The 18,630-nt window shown below is 61.7% G+C and carries 9 protein-coding genes; 5 read left to right on the forward strand and 4 right to left on the reverse strand.

The features are described 5' to 3' along the window. Nucleotides 1–21: 21 nt before the first annotated feature. On the forward strand, nucleotides 22–2,223 hold the full coding sequence (locus tag VQ575_RS19020) for a patatin-like phospholipase family protein (RefSeq protein ID WP_325918222.1): 2,202 nt from the start codon (nucleotides 22–24) through the stop codon (nucleotides 2,221–2,223). A 132-nt stretch (nucleotides 2,224–2,355) separates the two neighbouring features. Here the strand turns inward: VQ575_RS19020 and VQ575_RS19025 are convergent, their stop codons facing one another. The 3 genes from VQ575_RS19025 to recQ all read right to left on the reverse strand — a co-directional run bounded on the left by VQ575_RS19025 (nucleotide 2,356) and on the right by recQ (nucleotide 7,129). Further along, on the reverse strand, nucleotides 2,356–4,338 hold the full coding sequence (locus VQ575_RS19025) for a FimV/HubP family polar landmark protein (protein WP_039593127.1): 1,983 nt from the start codon (nucleotides 4,336–4,338) through the stop codon (nucleotides 2,356–2,358). Nucleotides 4,339–4,451: 113 nt separating this feature from the next. Continuing rightward, nucleotides 4,452–4,886, reverse strand: a complete 435-nt coding sequence (locus VQ575_RS19030; protein WP_003199001.1) for a MarR family transcriptional regulator — start codon at nucleotides 4,884–4,886, stop codon at nucleotides 4,452–4,454. A 116-nt stretch (nucleotides 4,887–5,002) separates the two neighbouring features. Next, nucleotides 5,003–7,129 carry a DNA helicase RecQ gene (gene recQ, locus VQ575_RS19035; RefSeq protein ID WP_039593128.1) on the reverse strand — a complete coding sequence of 709 codons (2,127 nt, stop codon included), beginning with the start codon at nucleotides 7,127–7,129 and terminating at the stop codon, nucleotides 5,003–5,005. Nucleotides 7,130–7,442: 313 nt separating this feature from the next. Between recQ and VQ575_RS19040 the strand changes: the two genes are divergently transcribed. From VQ575_RS19040 to VQ575_RS19050, 3 genes are all read left to right on the forward strand, one after another. Further along, the gene (locus VQ575_RS19040) at nucleotides 7,443–8,030 is read left to right on the forward strand and encodes a UPF0149 family protein (protein WP_039593129.1); all 588 of its coding nucleotides are present in this window, start codon (nucleotides 7,443–7,445) and stop codon (nucleotides 8,028–8,030) included. An 8-nt stretch (nucleotides 8,031–8,038) separates the two neighbouring features. Beyond that, the gene (locus VQ575_RS19045) at nucleotides 8,039–8,434 is read left to right on the forward strand and encodes a YbaN family protein (RefSeq protein WP_039593130.1); all 396 of its coding nucleotides are present in this window, start codon (nucleotides 8,039–8,041) and stop codon (nucleotides 8,432–8,434) included. 145 nt (nucleotides 8,435–8,579) lie between these two features. Further along, on the forward strand, nucleotides 8,580–10,073 hold the full coding sequence (locus VQ575_RS19050; protein WP_325918224.1) for a hypothetical protein: 1,494 nt from the start codon (nucleotides 8,580–8,582) through the stop codon (nucleotides 10,071–10,073). Nucleotides 10,074–10,448: 375 nt separating this feature from the next. Here the strand turns inward: VQ575_RS19050 and VQ575_RS19055 are convergent, their stop codons facing one another. Beyond that, entirely contained in the window at nucleotides 10,449–16,820 is a 6,372-nt protein-coding gene (locus VQ575_RS19055) for a retention module-containing protein (protein ID WP_325918226.1), read from the reverse strand. A 450-nt stretch (nucleotides 16,821–17,270) separates the two neighbouring features. On the opposite strand from VQ575_RS19055, the gene VQ575_RS19060 reads away from it, so the two are divergent. Beyond that, nucleotides 17,271–18,629 carry a TolC family outer membrane protein gene (locus tag VQ575_RS19060; RefSeq protein WP_325918228.1) on the forward strand — a complete coding sequence of 453 codons (1,359 nt, stop codon included), beginning with the start codon at nucleotides 17,271–17,273 and terminating at the stop codon, nucleotides 18,627–18,629. The last annotated feature ends 1 nt before the right edge of the window (nucleotide 18,630 follow it).

Genomic DNA, 18,630 nt, shown 5'->3' on the forward strand with positions numbered 1-18,630 from the left:
TCGCCTGCTTCGAGATTGACCATGCGCCGCCTGCTGCCTTGCCTGCTTCTTCTGCTATTGCCCCTGTTCGGCCATGCCAACGAGCCTGCCGTCGAAACACCGCGCCCGAAGATCGGCCTGGTGCTGTCCGGCGGCGCGGCTCGTGGCCTGGCTCACATCGGCGTGCTCAAGGCCTTGGAGGAGCAAGGCATCAAGATCGACGCCATCGCGGGCACTAGCATGGGCGCGGTGATCGGCGGCCTGTATGCCTCGGGCTACAAGATCGACGAACTGGAAAAACTTGCCCTGGGTATCGACTGGCAACAAGCCCTCTCCGATGCCCCGCCGCGCAAGGACGTACCCTTCCGACGCAAGCAGGACGACCGTGATTTCCTGGTAAAGCAGAAACTGAGCTTTCGAGACGACGGCAGCCTCGGCCTGCCGCTGGGCGTGATCCAGGGACAGAACCTGGCCCTGCTCCTGGAAAGCCTGCTGGCCCACGCCAGCGATACCCGGGATTTCGACAAACTGCCTATTCCCTTCCGTGCCGTGGCAACCGATATCGCCACCGGCGAAAAGGTCGTGTTTCGCAAGGGCCACCTGCCCAAGGTCATCCGCGCCAGCATGTCGATTCCGGCCGTGTTCGCGCCGGTTGAACTGGACGGTCGGCTATTGGTGGACGGTGGCATGACCGACAACATCCCTTTGGATGTGGCCCGGGAAATGGGTGTGGACGTGGCTATTGTCGTGGACATCGGCACCCCATTGCGCACCCGCAAGCAATTGGTCACGGTGGTGGATGTGCTGAATCAGTCAACCACGCTGATGACCCGGCGCAACTCCGAGGAGCAACTGGCCACGTTAGGCAAAGACGATGTGTTGATCCAGCCGGCCCTGGCGAGTTTTGGCTCCACCGATTTCGGCCGGGCTCCGGAAATGATCGATGCCGGCTACCGCGCCACACGCATACTCGAAGCGCGCCTGGAACACTTGCGTCCTGCCGAGCCGGCCGACGCCGAACTGCTGGCGGCACGCACCCCGAGCGAGCGCACGCCGATCATCACCGGGATCCGGGTGGAAAACGACTCGAAGGTCGGTGACGACGTGATCCGCTATTACATTCGCCAGCAAATCGGCGAACCACTGGACCTGGGTTGCCTGCAAACCGACATGGGCACGCTGTACGGCCTGGATTACTTCGAGCAGGTGCAATATCGCGTCGTGCACAAAGGCGCGGACAACACCTTGGTCATCAACGCTCGGGGCAGACGCACCGGCACTGATTACCTTCGCCTGGGCTTGAGCCTGTCAGACGACATGCGCGGCGACAGCGCCTTCAATCTTGGCGCCAGTTATCGGGTCAACGGCATCAATCGCCTGGGTGCCGAATGGCTGACCCGGGCGCAGATCGGCGACAAACAAGAGTTGTACAGCGAGTTCTACCAGCCGCTGGACGTCGGCTCACGCTACTTCATCGCGCCCTACGGACAGTTCGAATCGCGCAATGTCGAGTCGATCCTCGACAACGATCCGGTGGCGCAGTATAGGGTCGAACGCTACGGCTTCGGCCTGAACCTGGGCCGGCAGATAGGCAACAGCGGGGAGATCCGCTTCGGTGTCGGCCAGGCCTGGGGCAAGGCAGACGTGCGCATCGGCGACCACGACCAGCCCAGCGAAAACTTCAACGAGGGCTTCTACGAGCTCAAGTATTCGTTCGACTCCCTGGACAGCGTGTATTTCCCCCACGAAGGCGAAGATATCGGTTTGTCCTGGCGCCAGTACGAACCGGGCCTGGGCTCGGACCAGCGTTATCGCCAGTGGGAATTCAAGCTGGACAAGGCCCTGAGCAGCGGCCCGGACACCTTCATTCTGGGCGGGCGCTATGGTCGCACCCTAGACACTGCCGAGGTCGTGACGTCCAGTTTTGTCCTCGGCGGCGCGCGGCAATTGTCGGGCTTTCGCGAGGACGGGATATCCGGCCAGAACATGAGCCTGATGCGTGCGGTGTATTACCGCAGGCTCACGCCTCGCGCCTACTTGCCATTGGACTTCCCGCTGTACATTGGCGGCTCGCTGGAGCGAGGCCGGGCCTGGAACAACGACAACGAGTTCGACAGTGGCTACATCAACGCCGCCAGTGTCTTCCTGGGCTTCGACACGCCGCTGGGGCCCTTGAACTTCAGCTATGGCTTCAATGATGACGACGAGCAGGCGGTGTATCTGAACCTGGGGCAGACGTTCTGATGAACACAGTCCCTGCCTTGGGGGAGCGAGCCTGCTCGCGAAAGCGGTAGGCCTGCTTGCATTGGTCTTGAATATACAACCGTCATCGCGAGCCAGCTCGCACGCAGGACTTGCGCCGGCCTTGCAAACGCCTCAACGAATCCCGGCCAGCAAAACCCGGGCGGTTTCCTTGAGCGGCTCATCCCCTTCTTGCAGCAGCTCTTCCAGGAGCGTAATGGCGCTCTTCAGGTCGCCCTCGTCGATGCGATTCTGGGCTTCTTCAAGTTTTTCCGAATGCTCCGATAGTTGCGGTTCGAAGGAAACAGGTTCGAGCGAAAGGGATTCGAATTCGGGTCCAATGGGCATCGGCTCCAGCTCCAGCGCCTGCTCTTCGTCGGCAAACCCATCGAGGAAATCATCGTCCAACGACTCCGTTTCCAACGGCGCCCCCCATTGCAGGTCAGGCTCGTCAAAACCCGATAATGTCAGCGTGTCGGCAGCGGTGGGCGGCGTGTTTTTTGGCTCTGGCGGCGCCGGCTCTTCATCGGCCAAATCCCAGCTGTTCTCCAGGGAGAGCTCATCGAGCTTCAACTCGAATTCATCGTGAGGCGCAGCAACAGGTTCGGGCACGGGAGCCTGGGGTTCGGCAGAAGTTTCCGGCGGCGCGTTGACGAGGGTGATTTTCGGGTAACGCTTGCGAATATCCTCCAGGGCCTGATGATCGACGCCTTGGGCCAATAGATGATTTTCCTGGGCCTGGAAACCGATGACGTCGCCCTGCTTACCCAGTACATCCAACAACTTCAGGCCCAGGTCGGTACGCTCCGGCTCGGCCAGCAATGCCGCGCGCAGCAGTCCCGCGGCTTCGGTGAAGCGGCCATAGGTCAGGTAGATCCCCACGCCTTCGAGCACGTCTCCCATGGGAGCATCGCCGTTATTGAAGGACGCGGCGACCTCGGGGGGCTCGATGTCGGCGCTCTCGGCATAGGTTTCGGTGTCATCGTCCAGGTTCAAGTCACGCTGATGTTCGGCCAATGGCCCGGTCCCGGCCGATTCCTGCTGTTGCCGGTGACGAAGGAACAGCAGAAGCGCCAGCAACCCAAGCAGCCCCCCCAATCCCCCTACCCAAAGCCAATCAACGCCTTCGGTCTCCGTGACTGGCGCGGTGTCCACCGCCGGAACGGATTCGGCGGGTTCGGTGGATTCGGCTGGTTCGGAGGGTTCCGGAGCAAGTTCCGAGGTGATCGTCGGTGACGAGGGCTGGGCCAGTTGCGCTTGGAGCTCGCTGATCTGCTGGCGCTGACCGGCGATTTCCTGGTCCTGGGACTGGACCTTGGCCTGCAATTGTTCGATCGTCTGCTGTTGCTGTTGGCCCAGCAGCACACTGGCCGCCAATTGTTCGGCGCTGTTATCGGACGCGCCGGAACGCCCCGCTGCGGGGGGCTGGGCAGCCGGAGGCAAGATAGCCGAATCGGGCAGCAACAAGCGCTGGCCGATGGAAAGCCGCTCGCTACCAGGGTTCAGCGCCTGGATCCCCTGCATCAGTTCATTGACCGACGCATTGCTGCCCGCATCATGCAGACGCTTGGCGATCACCCAAGGATTGTCGCCCTGTACGACGGTGTAGCGTTTGCCCTGTGTCGCCGGGGGCGGCTTGATGGCCGATGTTGTTGCTTGGGCTGCGGCAGAAGGTTCATCAGCGACCGGCACAACGCCTGGGGTGCCCGGCGGGTCGATCAGCACGGTGTACTCGCGCAACAGCCGCCCGTTGGGTTGGTTGAGCTGTACGAGGAAATTAAGGAACGGCTCTTCCACCGGCTTGCTGGACGTCACCCGAATGAAACTGCGGCCGCCACGCAGCACGGGAGTGAAGCGCAGGTTATTGAGAAAGAATACCCGCTCCACCCCGGCACGGCTGAAGTCCTCCGGCGCCGCAAGGCTTGCAGACAGGTCGCCCTCGCTGAGTCCCGCCGCATCAACCAAAGCGATATCGGCGCGCAACGGCTGATTCAAGGCTGAATGGAGCGTGATCTCCCCCAGCCCCAGCGCCGACGCCAGGGCGGGAAAACCCAGGGCGCCCACGACGACCGACACGTTGATCCAACTGCGCAACGTGGACTGCAAACTTTCAAGCATGGGTATCCCTTTCGACTACCAGACTGAGCGCAAACGCTTCCAATACGATCGCTTAGTACTGGTTATAGTTCGCTAACCGCCGAATCTCAAAAGCCTGGCGCCAGGGATATGCCTCAGGATTTTTCCAGATTGGCCAGGATAGTGCCGTGGACCCGCATGCAGACCCGCATATCCGCTTCGTCGACGCCTTCGAACAACTCCCGGCGCAGCTGCGTGGCAATCGTTTCGATTTGTTCGATCAACGGCAGCGCCGGGGCGCAAAGCACGATCTTCTTGGCCCGGCGGTCTTCGGCCACAGCCTGGCGCTGCACCAGTCCCTGGGTTTCCAGGCTGTCGAGCAAGCGGGCCAGGGTCGGGCCTTCGACGGCAACGCTCTGAGCCAACTCGCGCTGGGTCGGCGCCTGTTCGAAACGTGCAAGGTGCAGCAGCACCAGCCAGCGCGCCTGGGACAGGCCTAGGCCTGCGAGGCGACGGTCCAATTCAGCGCGCCAGCCACGGGACATCTGGGCCAGTTGCATGCCAAAACGGTGTTGATCGGTCAAAGGCATAAAAAACTCATCAATCTGAAATAGAGAAAAACTAATTATTAGTTAGCTAAGCATGGCCTTTGGATTCAGGCAAGGCTCGCACTGTAGTGAATCGTTAAAGGAACGTAACGGATTGATCAGACTTCGAATTCCGATTGCAGTGCGGCCCTGACGCAATACAAGACGCCCTCTGGGACACGTCCGACAAACAATGCGGCAACTTCTGATACGGGAGGCAACTCGCCTTCACCGTCGAGAAACGCATCCTGTACTTCGCCCATCAACTCTTCCGGCAGATCCAAAGCCTGTTCCAAGGACAGCTGCTGTTCACCAATGGCCTCGGCCAGCATCGTGTAGACGTTTTTTTCCGAACATTGCAATTGGCCGGCAATCTGCAGTGGGGTCATGCCTGCCCGGGCCAGGGTGATGAGTTCGTGGCGCACATCGGCCACCGCTGGCGGTGTCTCGGCTTCGCCGCCCAGCACCTGGAGGAAGGCCTCGCCATAACGCTCGAGCTTGCGCGCGCCGACGCCACTGACCCGGGCCATTTCCGCCAGGGAAGTCGGTTGGCTGCGGAGCATCTCCAGCAAGGTTGAGTCAGGGAAGATGACGTAGGGTGGAACACCGTGTTCCTCGGCCAGCTTGCGCCGCAGGGCACGCAAGGCTTCCCATTGATCGCGCTCTTCGCCGCGCACCAGTTGGCTGGCCTGGCTCTTGCTGCTCTTGACCGCTGTCGCCGGCTTGAGGTCGCGGCGCAATTGCAGGGTGACTTCGCCCTTGAGCAGGGGTCGGCAGGTCGCGCTCAGGCGCAGGCCACCGTAGCCTTCCAGGTCGATGTCCGCCAGGCCGCGCGCCACCAACTGTCGGAACAACGAACGCCATTCGCTCTCGCTGCGGGCCTTGCCCACGCCGAACACCGACAGGTGCTGGTGGCCGAAGCTGCGGACTTTCTCGTTGTCCTTGCCCAACAGCACGTCCACCAGATGCCCGACGCCATAGCGCTGGCCCGTGCGATAAATCGCCGAAAGCGCCTGTCGGGCCGGTTCGGTGGCGTCCCAGGTTTCCACGCCGTCGACGCAATTGTCGCAATGGCCGCACGGCTGGGGCATGTCTTCGTCGAAATAGGCGAGCAAGGTCTGGCGACGGCAGCGGGTTTCTTCGCACAGCGAAAGCATGGCGTCGAGCTTGTGCTGCTCCAGGCGCTTGTGTCGCTCATCGCCCTCGGAGTTCTGCAACATTTGCTTGAGCATCACCACGTCCTGCAGGCCGTAGGCCATCCAGGCGTCGGCGGGCAAGCCATCACGGCCGGCACGCCCGGTTTCCTGGTAATAGGCCTCCATGGACTTGGGCAGGTCAAGGTGAGCGACGAAACGCACGTTGGGCTTGTCGATGCCCATGCCGAACGCCACGGTGGCCACCATGATCAGGCCTTCTTCGTTGAGGAAGCGCTTTTGGTGATAGGCCCGCAGGTCGTTGGGCAGGCCCGCGTGATAAGGCAATGCCGGGAAACCTTGTTCGCTGAGGAACGCGGCCACTTCCTCGACCTTCTTGCGCGACAGGCAATAAACAATGCCCGCGTCGCTACGCCGTTCGGCAAGGAATGCCAGCAATTGCTTGCGCGGCTGCTCCTTGGGCACGATGCGATAGAAAATATTCGGACGGTCGAAGCTGGAGAGGAACCGCTCGGCGTCCCGCAGATGCAGGCGGTCGACGATTTCTTCGCGGGTACGCTTGTCGGCGGTGGCGGTCAGCGCAATGCGCGGGACATCGGGGAACAGCTCGGCCAGCTGTCCCAGCTGCAAGTATTCGCGACGGAAGTCGTGGCCCCATTGGGACACGCAGTGGGCTTCGTCGATGGCGAACAGGGCGATTTCCAGGCTTTGCAAGAACGCCAGCATGCGCGGCTGTACAAGGCGCTCCGGCGCCAGGTAGAGCATTTTCACCTCGCCACGCTTGATGCGTGCCGCCAGGTCCCGCTGCTGCTCGGCGCTCAAGGTGGAATTCAGCGACGCGGCGGCGACCCCCAGTTCTTCCAGGGTGGCGACCTGGTCATCCATCAAGGCGATCAGCGGCGAAACCACCACCGCCAGGCCGTTGCGCAGCAGCGCCGGTACCTGGAAGCACAGCGACTTGCCGCCGCCGGTGGGCATGAGCACCAGGGCATCGCCACCGCTGGCCACGCGCTCAATAATGGCACCCTGGCGACCACGGAAACTGTCGTAGCCGAAGATGTCCTTGAGAACGCGTTGAGCCTGTTCGAGCATAGAAACTCCAAAATCACCGAAACATCCCCGCAAGGCTGGTCCAGAATCAAAAACGCTGCACCGGCAAATCGTAAGGGCGCGTTTCCAACCGACCGCAGGGCATCACAAAACGCGGCAGTATACCCGAGGGCTTCGTTACGCAGGGGGCTGCTGACCAGAGGTGTGATGATCACGGCCGGCCCGCCCTCGCCACAGGGAACCCTGACATTGGATTAAGCTCAGTCAACAACGAGGCAAATCCACAACGCGGCTGGCCTGCCCGCTCAAGAAGGCCTAGAATTCCCGCATTGTTTATTCCCCAAGGTAGCCCGTAATGTCCTTCGCTGAGCAACTGACCCGCCTGCAAGTCTTCCTCGACGCCGATGAGCTGCACGAAGAGGCGCTGGACTACGTGGCCGCTCATGGCTATCTGACCGCCCTGTCGATCTGCTCCGAAGCGGTGCCGGACCGTGAATGGATCGACGCCCTGTTCGCCGAAGAACCGCATTACAGCAACGAAGCCCAGCGGGCCGAAATCGAAGCCACACTGGTCGGCCTCAAGGCCCACATCGCCCGTCAGTTGGCCTCCGATGAGGAATTCGAGCTGCCGTGCGAACTGGACCTGGGCGATGACCCGGACGATTCGGAACTGCGTGGCTGGTGCATCGGTTTCATGGAAGGCGTATTCCTGCGCGAAGCCGCCTGGTTCGAAACCGCCGAGGAAGAAGTCAGCGAAATGCTGCTGCCGATCATGGTGGGTTCCGGCCTGTTCGACGAGCAACCGGAGTTTTCCGACATCGCCGCCGACGCGAACCTGATGGACGACATGATCGTGCAGATTCCCGAAGCGCTGACGGCCCTGTACCTGCTGTGCAATGCCCCGGACGAGAAACCGGCGATCCTCAAGCCTCGCCACCACTGAGTCACCGGGTGCCCGCCCCCATCGGCAAGCGCCCGCTGATCCTGCGTTACGCTCTGCTGGCCATCGGCTGGCTGAGCGTGGTGCTGGGGGTCATTGGCATCTTCGTACCCGTCCTGCCCACCACCCCCTTCCTCCTCTTGGCCGCCGCCTGCTTCGCCCGCAGTTCGCCGCGCTTCTACCACTGGCTGGTAACACACCCCCGCCTCGGCCCATGGATCAGTGACTACCTCAGCGGTAATGGCATTCCGCTCAAGGGCAAGGTCTACGCCATCGGGTTGATGTGGGCGAGCATCCTGCTGTCCTGCTACCTGGTGCCGCTGCCATGGGCCCGCGGGTTCATGCTGACCAGTGCTGTGCTGGTGACGATCTATATCCTCAGGCAGAAGACGCTGCGTAAGTCTTGAGCGCGATTTAGTATCCACGCCCCCAACCGCTCGTCCGAAACCTGTCCGCACCTGTCAATCCTGACAGTAGCCAGCCTTCCCTGGCTGGAGTGTCATAGCGTCATGCCGAAATCACGCGTCCGCCACTTGGAAAAGGTAAAAAACCATGGACCCTCTATTGTCCGCCTTGAATCATCCATTGGAGCTGTATCCTGTTCAAATATCGGGTTGGGTAGAGCCGGTGCGGTCGGACGTTCCCGCCCGTGGCGGTATTCCTCATAGCATTTATGATCATCGGTCTGAGGGTTTGCAGTGCATCATCCATGCTTGGAGCGAACTCAAGAGTGGCACATGGACCACGGCGGAGCTCGACCGAGTGGACCTGTTTGTCAATGGCGGGCGAATCAACGGGGCAGGCTTTACCGTCCAGCCAGGAGAAGAAAGTAAACAGGTCTTTGTCTTTTACCTCCCCCGCCACAACCTGCGGGAGGGCGTCAACAGATTGCACTATGAAATAACCCGCTTGAGCCAGAATGTGGGCATTTCCAAAGATCTGAACGTGCTGTACCACCTACGGGTACCTGGGGCTCCTGCGCCGGAAGGCTTGGATCTGGTGATCCCGGCCGATGTCATCGCCTCTGGGGTCGATGCCGCGCGGGCGGCGGAGGGCGTGAAGTTTGGTTTTACCTATTCCAACCGAAGACGTTACGACCACATCGACTTCGTGATCGGCAATATACCCGTTTCATTTGATGTGCCGGATGGATCGTCACCGGTGGAGCATACGCTCTTCATTGAAACCTTCGAACAGGCCGGGGACAACCCCAGGACGGAGCTCCAGTTCAGGGTGACGGATCAATTGGGTAATTCCACCTTGTCGCCGATCAAATACCTGGACATCCACTTGGGCGAGGCTCCTCCGGGGCATCCGTTGATCATCGATACCGCCACAATGGTGCTTGATGGGACGGAAGTGTTCGTCCCGGCGTCCTCCCCGTGGACGCAGACCGATGGTCATGGTCCGGGGAACAGACGCTCACGGACCCCAACCAGCGGGACCCCACCTTATCGGTATTTATCGGCTAATTCCCAGATAGCGACAGTAGGCAGTGCCGACGGAGTTGTGACTGGGCAACGCAATGGGCAAACCTTGATCTCGGTGACTGACGCGACTGGCCAGGTGGCCTGCTATCAGGTGCAGGTATCAAACAAATGGGACATTGAAGCACGGAGTGACTACGCCCACGGTCAAACGCTGTGGGGGTGGTCGGCAGCGCAGATGCCCCCTGTGGAACCAAGGCCATCGTTTGTATCGGGGCTGCGCGAAGCAATCATTCGCAGGCTACCGGATCCATCAGAATATTGTCATCCCGTCTGGGGACCCGATCTGGAGGTCATCACTTATGGTCGAGTATGTGGTCACGCCGATTGGCCAGCGGATGATGGCGAAGTCGCGGTGCACTTTTATAACTCGGATGGCTCAATCGGTCTGACCACGCGACCTGCCTCAAAAATCCGTGCGGCGGCAGGATGGGGCTTTCGCCCTCGTGATATGCCTCAGTCGCTGCTTGGTGCAGACACCTCAGAAATCTACAGCGCTCTGGTCGAGGCAAGCGCCCGGACCGTCGACAATATGGGAGTTAAAAAAGAGCAGGGTTAACGACAATTTTCTGATGCCAATTCCAACTCGTCCGACGTATCGGGCACTGAGCACCTTACCGACGGGCGTAGGCTCCTCATGCCAGGCGTTTGCCGCGCTGACGAACGGGCGAGTCGTCACCGGGGGATTGGCGAATGCCGGCGGCAACAGCGAAGCCGTTCAGCATGAGCTCCGAGGCCAGGTCTCCTGTAACGCAACCCCGGCTTCATGGGGCGCTGTGCTCGGTCTCCAATCTCATCGACGCGACGCGAACGCGATTGAGCGGGCAACCATAACCCCCAGAACCTGATAAGGGCGCGCACGCCTTTGCCGGCAAAACGAACAAAACCCGGCCTGTCCAAATGGACAGGCCGTGTTTCGTCATTCCAGCTCACCTCATACCGTATCCACTTTCAACGAATGATCATTCAACATCCCAATGATGATCGTCGCGGTATCAGCCCCTCCAATCATCCCACCCGATCCCGGCGTGACGCCGTAATGGCTGGCAAGATCGACGCCCGCCAGGTCGATGGTCTGGTTCGGCGTCGCGCCGGCGGTGCTGCTGACGTCAATGCTGGTAATGACCGATGCACCGGTCCCCGTGACGGTGAAGTGCAGGTAGTCGTCCAGGGACGCGGCGCTGCCGTTTTCGCCCAATAGCAGTTGGGACAAGTCGAGTTTGTCGAGGCCCGGGGTGAAGTCAGTGATGACGTCGTGGCCGCTGTTGCCCGCCTGCCATTGGAAGGTGTCGGCGCCACTGCCACCGGTGAGGGTGTTGTTGCCCAGGCCACCGATCAGGAGGTCGTCGCCTCCCCCGCCGTTAAGCACGTCATGGCCAAGCCCGCCGTCAATGCGATTGCCCGCGCTGTCGCCGGTGAGCGTGTCGTTGAAGTTCGAGCCGACGAGGTTTTCGATGCCCGCCAGGGTATCGATACCGGCGCCCAGGGTATTTTGCGCGGCGAGCAGGCCGAGGTTCACGGTGACGCCAGCAGTGGCATGGGCGTAGCTGGCGGTGTCGTTGCCAGTGCCGCCATCGAGCAGGTCATTGCCGGCGCCGCTATAGAGCAAGTCATTGCCCGCTTCGCCATGCAGGGTGTTGTTGCCCGTGCCGGTGGCAAGAATGTCATCGCCGTCGCCAGCGTTGAGCACGTTGTCGCCGTTGCCGGCCAGCAGCACATCGTCGCCCGCCGTCCCCGTGAGGGTGTGGCCTGCTTGATAGCTGATGCCTACCCCGGCGCTGTCGCTGCCGCCGTGGTTGTCGCTGGCGGTGTAGGTGCCGTGGAAATCCGCCGTGCTGTCCTGGGCGCCCGCGTAGTTGACGGTCATGGTCAGTTGGTAGTTTTCCGAGCCATTGCCAGGATTCGGGATATTGATCACATGAATCTGGTAGTTGCCGGTCGCCGCCGCCGTGAACGAGGCGCCGTCGCTGATCGCGATGAACGGCCCGCCGTTGAAGGAGTACTCCATGGCGATGCGACCCGCCGCCAGGTTGTGGTCCAGCGTGAGGGTTTCGCCCTGCTTCAGGCTGATGTTTAGCCGGTCTTCATCGTTCGTGTTGCTGTTCGACACGGACCCCAGCGCGCCACTGACCACCAGCACTGCGGTCATGCTCGCGGCGTTGGCGACGAAGGCGCTGCGGTTGAGGTTGATCGACTGGACGTTATTGCCGGCGAAACTAGCAGTGCCGGTGCTGCCGGTGAAGTCCGCCCCCTTGGCAATCCAGCCGGTATTGAAGCTGGTCGGCGAGGCGGTGAGCGGGTCGCCATTGGCGTCGCTGTCGTTGCCCAGCAGCAGCTCACCGGGGACGACAATGTTGCCCGACAGGACGTTGGTGATGATGTTGTCATCGACCGCCACGGGAGGGCTGTTGGGTTGGACCTTGATGACCAGGTTGGAGCTGGCCAGGTCGCCGTCGTTGTCGCTGAGGGTGTAGCCGATGTTTTCGGTGATCAACGTACCCGTGTTGGTCTGGGAGGTGTAGCTGAACGCGCCGGTATCGAGATTCACCAGCAGCGTGCCATCGTGGCCGGTGGCGATGCTCACCGTGTTGGTCGCCGTGTTGAACGAGCCATGGTTGACCCCGCCGCTGGCAGTCAGCGCGCCGTGACCACCGTTGGCGTCCGGGTTGTAGCTGTAGGTCGTGCCATCCACCACAAGGCTTTTGACAAATCCACCGTCGGCGCCGAACGAACCTCCCTCGCCGAACAGGCTGCCGGTGACCGGCACGCCCTGCACAGTGCCGGAAAGCACCGAGTTGAGTTGGTTCAAGTCGGTGACCACCACCGCGTTGGTGTCGGTATGCGTGCTGCCGTCGTAGGCCAGCGGATCGAGGTTGATGTTTCTCGCGCCGCTGCCCAGGCCGATCGCATAGTTCTTGATGTCATTGGCTTCGAGGAAAGCTTTCCACGCGGCTTCGTCCGCCGAGTCGATCTCGCCCAAGGTCGGTTTGCCGTCGGAGAAGAAATAACCGACGTTCTGGGCGTCGGTCAGTTTGCCCGAGGTTGCGAACGATGTCTGGGCCATCGCCACGGCCGCGTCGTAGTTGGTGTCACCGTGGGCATTCAGCGCGGCGATCAAGGTCTTGGCAGTTGCCACGTCCACCCACACGGGGCTCTGGGCGGTGGCGCTGCCGCTGAAGGTCACGAGCTGGACCTTCACATCGCCCATGTCGTCGTATTTGTCGAGCAAGGCGTTGATTGCCTGCTTGGCCAGGTCCATTCGCGAGAGCCCAGGCACGCCGGAGGGGTCTTTCATGCTGCCGGAGACGTCGAGCACGATGAGCAGGTTCGAATCGATCTCGGTCGCCGTCACCGAACGCTCGGACGCGACAGCCTTGGGTACGTCATCGACGATGCTCACCACCAGGTTGCCCGTGGTGCTGTTGCCCAGGGCGTCAGTGGCCTGGTAAGTGAAGCTCTCCGTCAATACGTTCGGGCCATCGTTGGCATGGGGTGAGGTTGTCGCAGGAGAAGTCAGCGTATAGGTGTAGGACCCGTCGGGATTGAGCAGCAGTTGACCATGGGCGCCAGTGGCGTCACCCACCAAGGCGAACGTGACGGCTCCGGTTGCACCAGTGACCGAGCCGACCAGGGAGCCGCTGGCGGTTTCGCTGGTGGAACCCGGCTCGCTGCCGGTCGCGGTGCCGGGCGCCAGGTCCTGGCCGTCCTGTTTCAGGTCCAGGGCCTTTTCGTAAACGGTGATGTCATGGTCGGTCTCGGCAACCAGGCAGCTGTTGTGCACATCGATGGTGATGGTGGTGGTGCTTTCATCACCGTCACCGTCGCGCACGGTGTAGGTGAACACGTCAGTGGCACCCGCCTCGCCGACGGAACCTGGATAGCTGTGGTAAACCGCGTTGCCGCTGGCATCCAGGGTCAGGTAGCCATAAGTGCCGTTGATCTGCGTATTCAAGCCGCCATTGGCCGAACTTGAGGTGTCATTGCCGGCACGCACGCCAATCACAGTGCCACCGTCGGCGCCGAGCACGTCGTTGTGCAACACGTTGCCGCTGACCGTCCCGCCCTCCACCACTGCGGCGGTATCGCAATGTGCCTTGGGTACGTCGTCGACGATCGTGATGACGATGGTGCTGGTGACGGTGTTGCCGAGTGAATCCGTGGCTTGGTAGGTGAAGCTTTCGCTCAGCTCATTCGGGCCGTCGTTGGCGGCGGGCGTTGTCGTGGCGGGCGACGTCAGCGTGTAAGTGTAGGAGCCGTCCGGGTTGAGCAGCAATTGACCGTGGGCGCCGGTGGCATTGCCGACCAGGGCGAAGGTGACGGCGCCGACGGCACCGGTCACCGAGTCGAGCAGGCTGCCGCTGGCGGTTTCGCGAGTGGCGTCCGGCAGGCTGCCGACGACGGTGCCAGGCGCCAGGTCCTGGCCATCCTGGTTCAGGTCGAGCGCGCTTTCGTGCACGCTGATTTCATCGTCCGGTGCGGCGACCAGGCGGCAGTTGTGCACATCAATGGTGATGGTGGTGGTGCTTTCATCCCCATCGGCGTCGCGCACGGTGTAGGTGAACACGTCGGTGGCGCCCGGTGCGCTGACGGCGTTCGGGTTGCTGTGGTAGACAGCGTTGCCGTTGGCGTCCAGGGTCAGGTAGCCGTAGGTGCCGTTGATCTGGCTATTGAGGCCGCCGATGGCCGAGGTCGAGGTATCGCTGCCGGCGCGAACACCTATCACCGCGCCGCTCGCCGCAGGTCCATCGGCACCGCCCTCATCATTATTGAGGACGTTTCCGCTGACCGTCCCGCCCTCTTCCACCGAGGCGGAGTCAGCGCGGGCAGTAGGCAGGTCATCAACGATGTTCACGTCCAGATTGCCGTTGGCCGTGGTGCCGTTATCGTCAGTGACCACTACGGCGAATTGCTCGCCCAGGCTGTTGGCGCCATTGGCGTTGGGATGAGCTTCGTTGTCGAGCAAGGTGTAGCTGTAGCTGACCACGCCCGTGGCGGCGTTGAAGCCGGTCACGGTGAGGGTGTTGCCCAGCGCCGTGGTGATCGATTGTGGAAAACCTGCCGTCACCCCGCCGCTGACCACGGTAATGCCGCCGACGCTCAGGGTCTGCACGCCGTCCAGCGCGGTCACGGTGAAGGTGCCGCTTTGCATCTGCGCCGAGGTGTCCGGGCTGCTGCCGTCGTCGAGGTTTTTTTCCTGAACGGTGAGTTCACCGCCTTCGGTGTCCAGGCCGTCGATGATCACCGGGTCGTCATTGTTATGAACCTGCAACACCAGGTTCGCGGTGCTGGTGTCGCCATCGGCGTCGGTCAAGGTGTAGGTGAAGGTTTCCGTGCCGTTGCCGCCGCCGTTCAGGCCTTTGAAATCGGTATCGGACGCGTTGAGCGTGTAGGTGTAGGAACCGTCGGCGTTGAGCACCAGGGTGCCGTAGGTGCCGGTGAACGTGCCGGGAGTGATCGGACCGGACGCCACCTGATCGGCGCCTTGGCTGTCGTTGGGCAGCACGCTGCCGGTGAGGGTCAGGTTGCTTTCCGACGCGGTGCCGGCGTTGCTGTCGTCCACGGCGTTGGGCACGTCATCGACAATGCTCACATCCAGATTGCCGTTGGCCGTGGTGCCGTTATCGTCGGTGACCACTACGGCGAATTGCTCGCCCAGGCTGTTGGCGCCATTGGCGTTGGGATGAGCTTCGTTGTCGAGCAAGGTGTAGCTGTAGCTGACCACGCCCGTGGCGGCGTTGAAGCCGGTCACGGTCAGGGTGTTGCCCAACGCGGTGGTGATCGATTGTGGAAAACCCGCCGTCACCCCGCCGCTGACCACGGTAATGCCGCCGACGCTCAGGGTCTGCACGCCGTCCAGCGCGGTCACGGTGAAGGTGCCGCTTTGCGTCAGCGCGGAGGCGTCCGGACTGCTGCCGTCGTCGAGGTTTTTTTCCTGGACGGTGAGTTCACCGCCTTCGGTGTCCAGGCCGTCGATGATCACCGGGTCGTCATTGTTATGAACCTGCAACACCAGGTTCGCGGTGCTGGTGTCGCCATCGGCGTCGGTCAAGGTGTAGGTAAAGGTTTCCGTGCCGTTGCCGCCGCCGTGCAACGCGACGAACTGTGGATCGCTGGTGTTCAGCGTGTAGGTGTAGGTGCCGTTGGGATTGAGGACCAGGGTGCCGTAAGTGCCAGTGAACGTGCCGCCAATGATCGGCCCGCTGTCAGGGCCGGTGGGAATGCGGTCGGCGCCTTGGTGATCGTTGGGCAAGACATTGCCAGTGAGCGTGACAAGGGTTTGCGACGCTGTGCTGGCGTGGCTGTCGTCGATCGCCTCGGGAACGTCGTCGGTGATGTTGACGTCCAGGCTTGCGTTCGCGGTATCACCGTCGCTGTCGATGGCCACCACCGGAAATTGTTCGCTGATGGTGTTGGCACCGCCGCCCGCCGGATGCGTTTCGTTGTCGGTCAGGGTGTAGCTGTAGCTGACGACGCCGGTGGCCGGGTCGTATCCAGTGATCGTCAGCGTATTGCCCAAGGGCGACGTGATGGACTGCGGGAACCCTGCGGGCACGCCACCGGTGATAACGCTGATGCCGCCGATGCTCAAGCTGCTCAGGCCGTCGGGCGCCGACACGCTGAAGGTGCCGCTTCGCACCAACGCACCGGGATTGCTGGCGGTGCCGTCGGCAAGGTTGGATTCGTTGGCGGTCAGTTCACCGTCGTCCACGGTCAGGCCACCGAGGGTGACGGGGCTGTCGGGGGTTTCAGGAATCACCGGAGGTACGCTTGCGTCGTCGCCGTCGCCATCGCCATCCGGGTCGGCCGCCAGCTCCAACTGCGGGAACTCCGGTATGCCATTGAACCCGGCGGTCGGGAAGCCGATCAGTGGGTCGACCTGCCCACCGACTTCTTCCAGCAACACAAAACTGTGCCCGCCGCCTACCGCGCCCGGGTTGCCGCCCTCGGCCCCGGCAGCCGTGGCCTCGCCAGCCTGGGTCGGGTCGGCGCCAGCGGCGATGGCTTGCTGCAGTTGCTGCACGTCAGTGAGCTGGGCCTCGCTCGGCGTCGGCGTTTGCGGCGTGTCCACCCGTGGCGCCTGCTGGTCGGCAAGCAATTGCGGGGTCAAGGTCAAATCGCTGCCGCGCCCCAGGGTCAGCTCATGGCCGTTTTGCAGATGCACCGCGACAGCGCCTTCAGCCCCGGTGACCAGATGCTCGCCGGCATACAGCCGATCACCTTCGACCAGGGGGCGCCGCAGCCCACCGGCATCCTGTGCGAAAACCTGCCCTACCACCTTGCTGACGGTACCGATGAGCGCTGCCATGTGCCTTCCCTCCGCTGCCAACCACAGTCGGCACCTGTCTGGGTGAAGAATCGATGCTGAGGTCGCCGCCAGAATTTGGAAAATCTGCCAGCTTTCGGGACGGTAGAAGGCACGATCAAATTGTCACAACGACAAAAAAACGTCACTCAAACTGTCTCGTTTTTGAACCATTCAGCGTTTCTTCACTTCGCTTAAAAAATTATCCGGAACTTTTTATTGACGCCCAAAAGTCGTCAGAAGCCTTATACGGCGAGGCTTTCGCTTTGAACAATGTGCTGGATTTTTCGAAGTACATAAGTTTTTTTTGGAATAACGCTTATGAGAAATTCTTCTTAGGTTTTCTCTAGGATGTTCTTAGCTGTGTTGTTACAAGGTTGAAACGGTTTTGATCTTTTAAACGTCAATATTCTGGCGACAACGAAGCACAACAGACCTCAGGAGAAGCACCCCATGCGCGTTCTTTCCCCCCTCTGCAGCGCGGTTTTACTGGCCATGGCCTGCTCCTCTCAGGTACAGGCGATGTCCCTGACCGAGGCGATCCAAAGCACCATCGCCACTCACCCTGAACTCGCGCAACGGGTGGACAGCCGTTTGTCGGCCAACGAAGACGTCAAGGTCGCCAGGGGGGGCTTTTTCCCATCGGTGGATTTGAACGCAGGTTATGGCCGCGGCTACAGCGACAACACCAATACCCGCGCGCTGGGAAACCACCACACCAACATCCTGACCTACACCCAGTCGGAGCTGCGCCTGCGGCAAATGATCTTCGACGGGTTCAACACCGCCAATGAAGTGCAGCGCACCCAGGGCGTGGTCAATTCCCGGGCCTATTACGCCCAGGGCACCGCCCAGGATCTGGCCCTGCGCACCATCGAGGTCTACCTGGAAGTGCTCAAGCGTCGGGAATTGGTGACCCTGGCCAAGAACAACCTGCAAGCGCACCTGCGGGTCAACGACCAGATCGGCCTGCGCACCGAGCGTGGCGTGGGCAGTACCGCCGACTCCGACCAGTCCAATGCCCGTCGGGCCTTGGCGGAAAACAACTACGACACCGCCCAGGTCGACCTGGCCGACGCCGAAGCGAACTTCTACAGCGTGGTCGGGCGCATGCCCGATGAGTTGGAAACCCCAGCGTCCACCAAAGGTGAAATCCCCGCCGACCTGCGCGAAGCCCAGCAAAGCATGGTGGATAACAACCCGTACCTGAAATCGGCCCAGGCCGACATCCAGTCCGCCGAGAGCCAGTACGAAGTGGCGAAGTCGCCGTTCTATCCGCGCTTCGATGCCGAAGCAGCGGTGGGCGCCAACAACAATCTCGGCGGCGAGGAAGGCCATGACAACAACTGGCGGCTGGGCGTGGTCATGAACTACAACCTGTTCCGTGGCGGCAGCGACAAGGCACGGCTGGCGTCCAACGCCCACCAGATCAACCAGGCCATGGACATCCGCAACAACGCCCTGCGCCAGCTCAACGAAGACACGCGCCTGGCCTGGAACGCCATGCTCAACGCCCGCAAACAGACCCCGACCGCCCGCGAGTACGCCGAAACCACTTCCCGCGTGCGCGCCGCGTACCAGGATCAGTTCGGCCTCGGCCAACGTACCCTGCTCGACCTGCTCGACAGCGAAAACGAGCTGTACAACGCCAACCGCCGCTACACCGAGGTGCGTTATACCGAGGAGTATTCGATGTACCGGGTGCTGGCGAACATGGGCCTGCTGCTGCAAAAACAACGGATCGTGCTACCGGCCGATGCGGTCGCGCAGACCGAAGTCAAGAACCAGGCACGCCTGCCGGAACTGAAGTAAT

It is taken from the genome of Pseudomonas frederiksbergensis (assembly GCF_035751725.1).
Lineage (GTDB): Bacteria > Pseudomonadota > Gammaproteobacteria > Pseudomonadales > Pseudomonadaceae > Aquipseudomonas > Aquipseudomonas frederiksbergensis_A.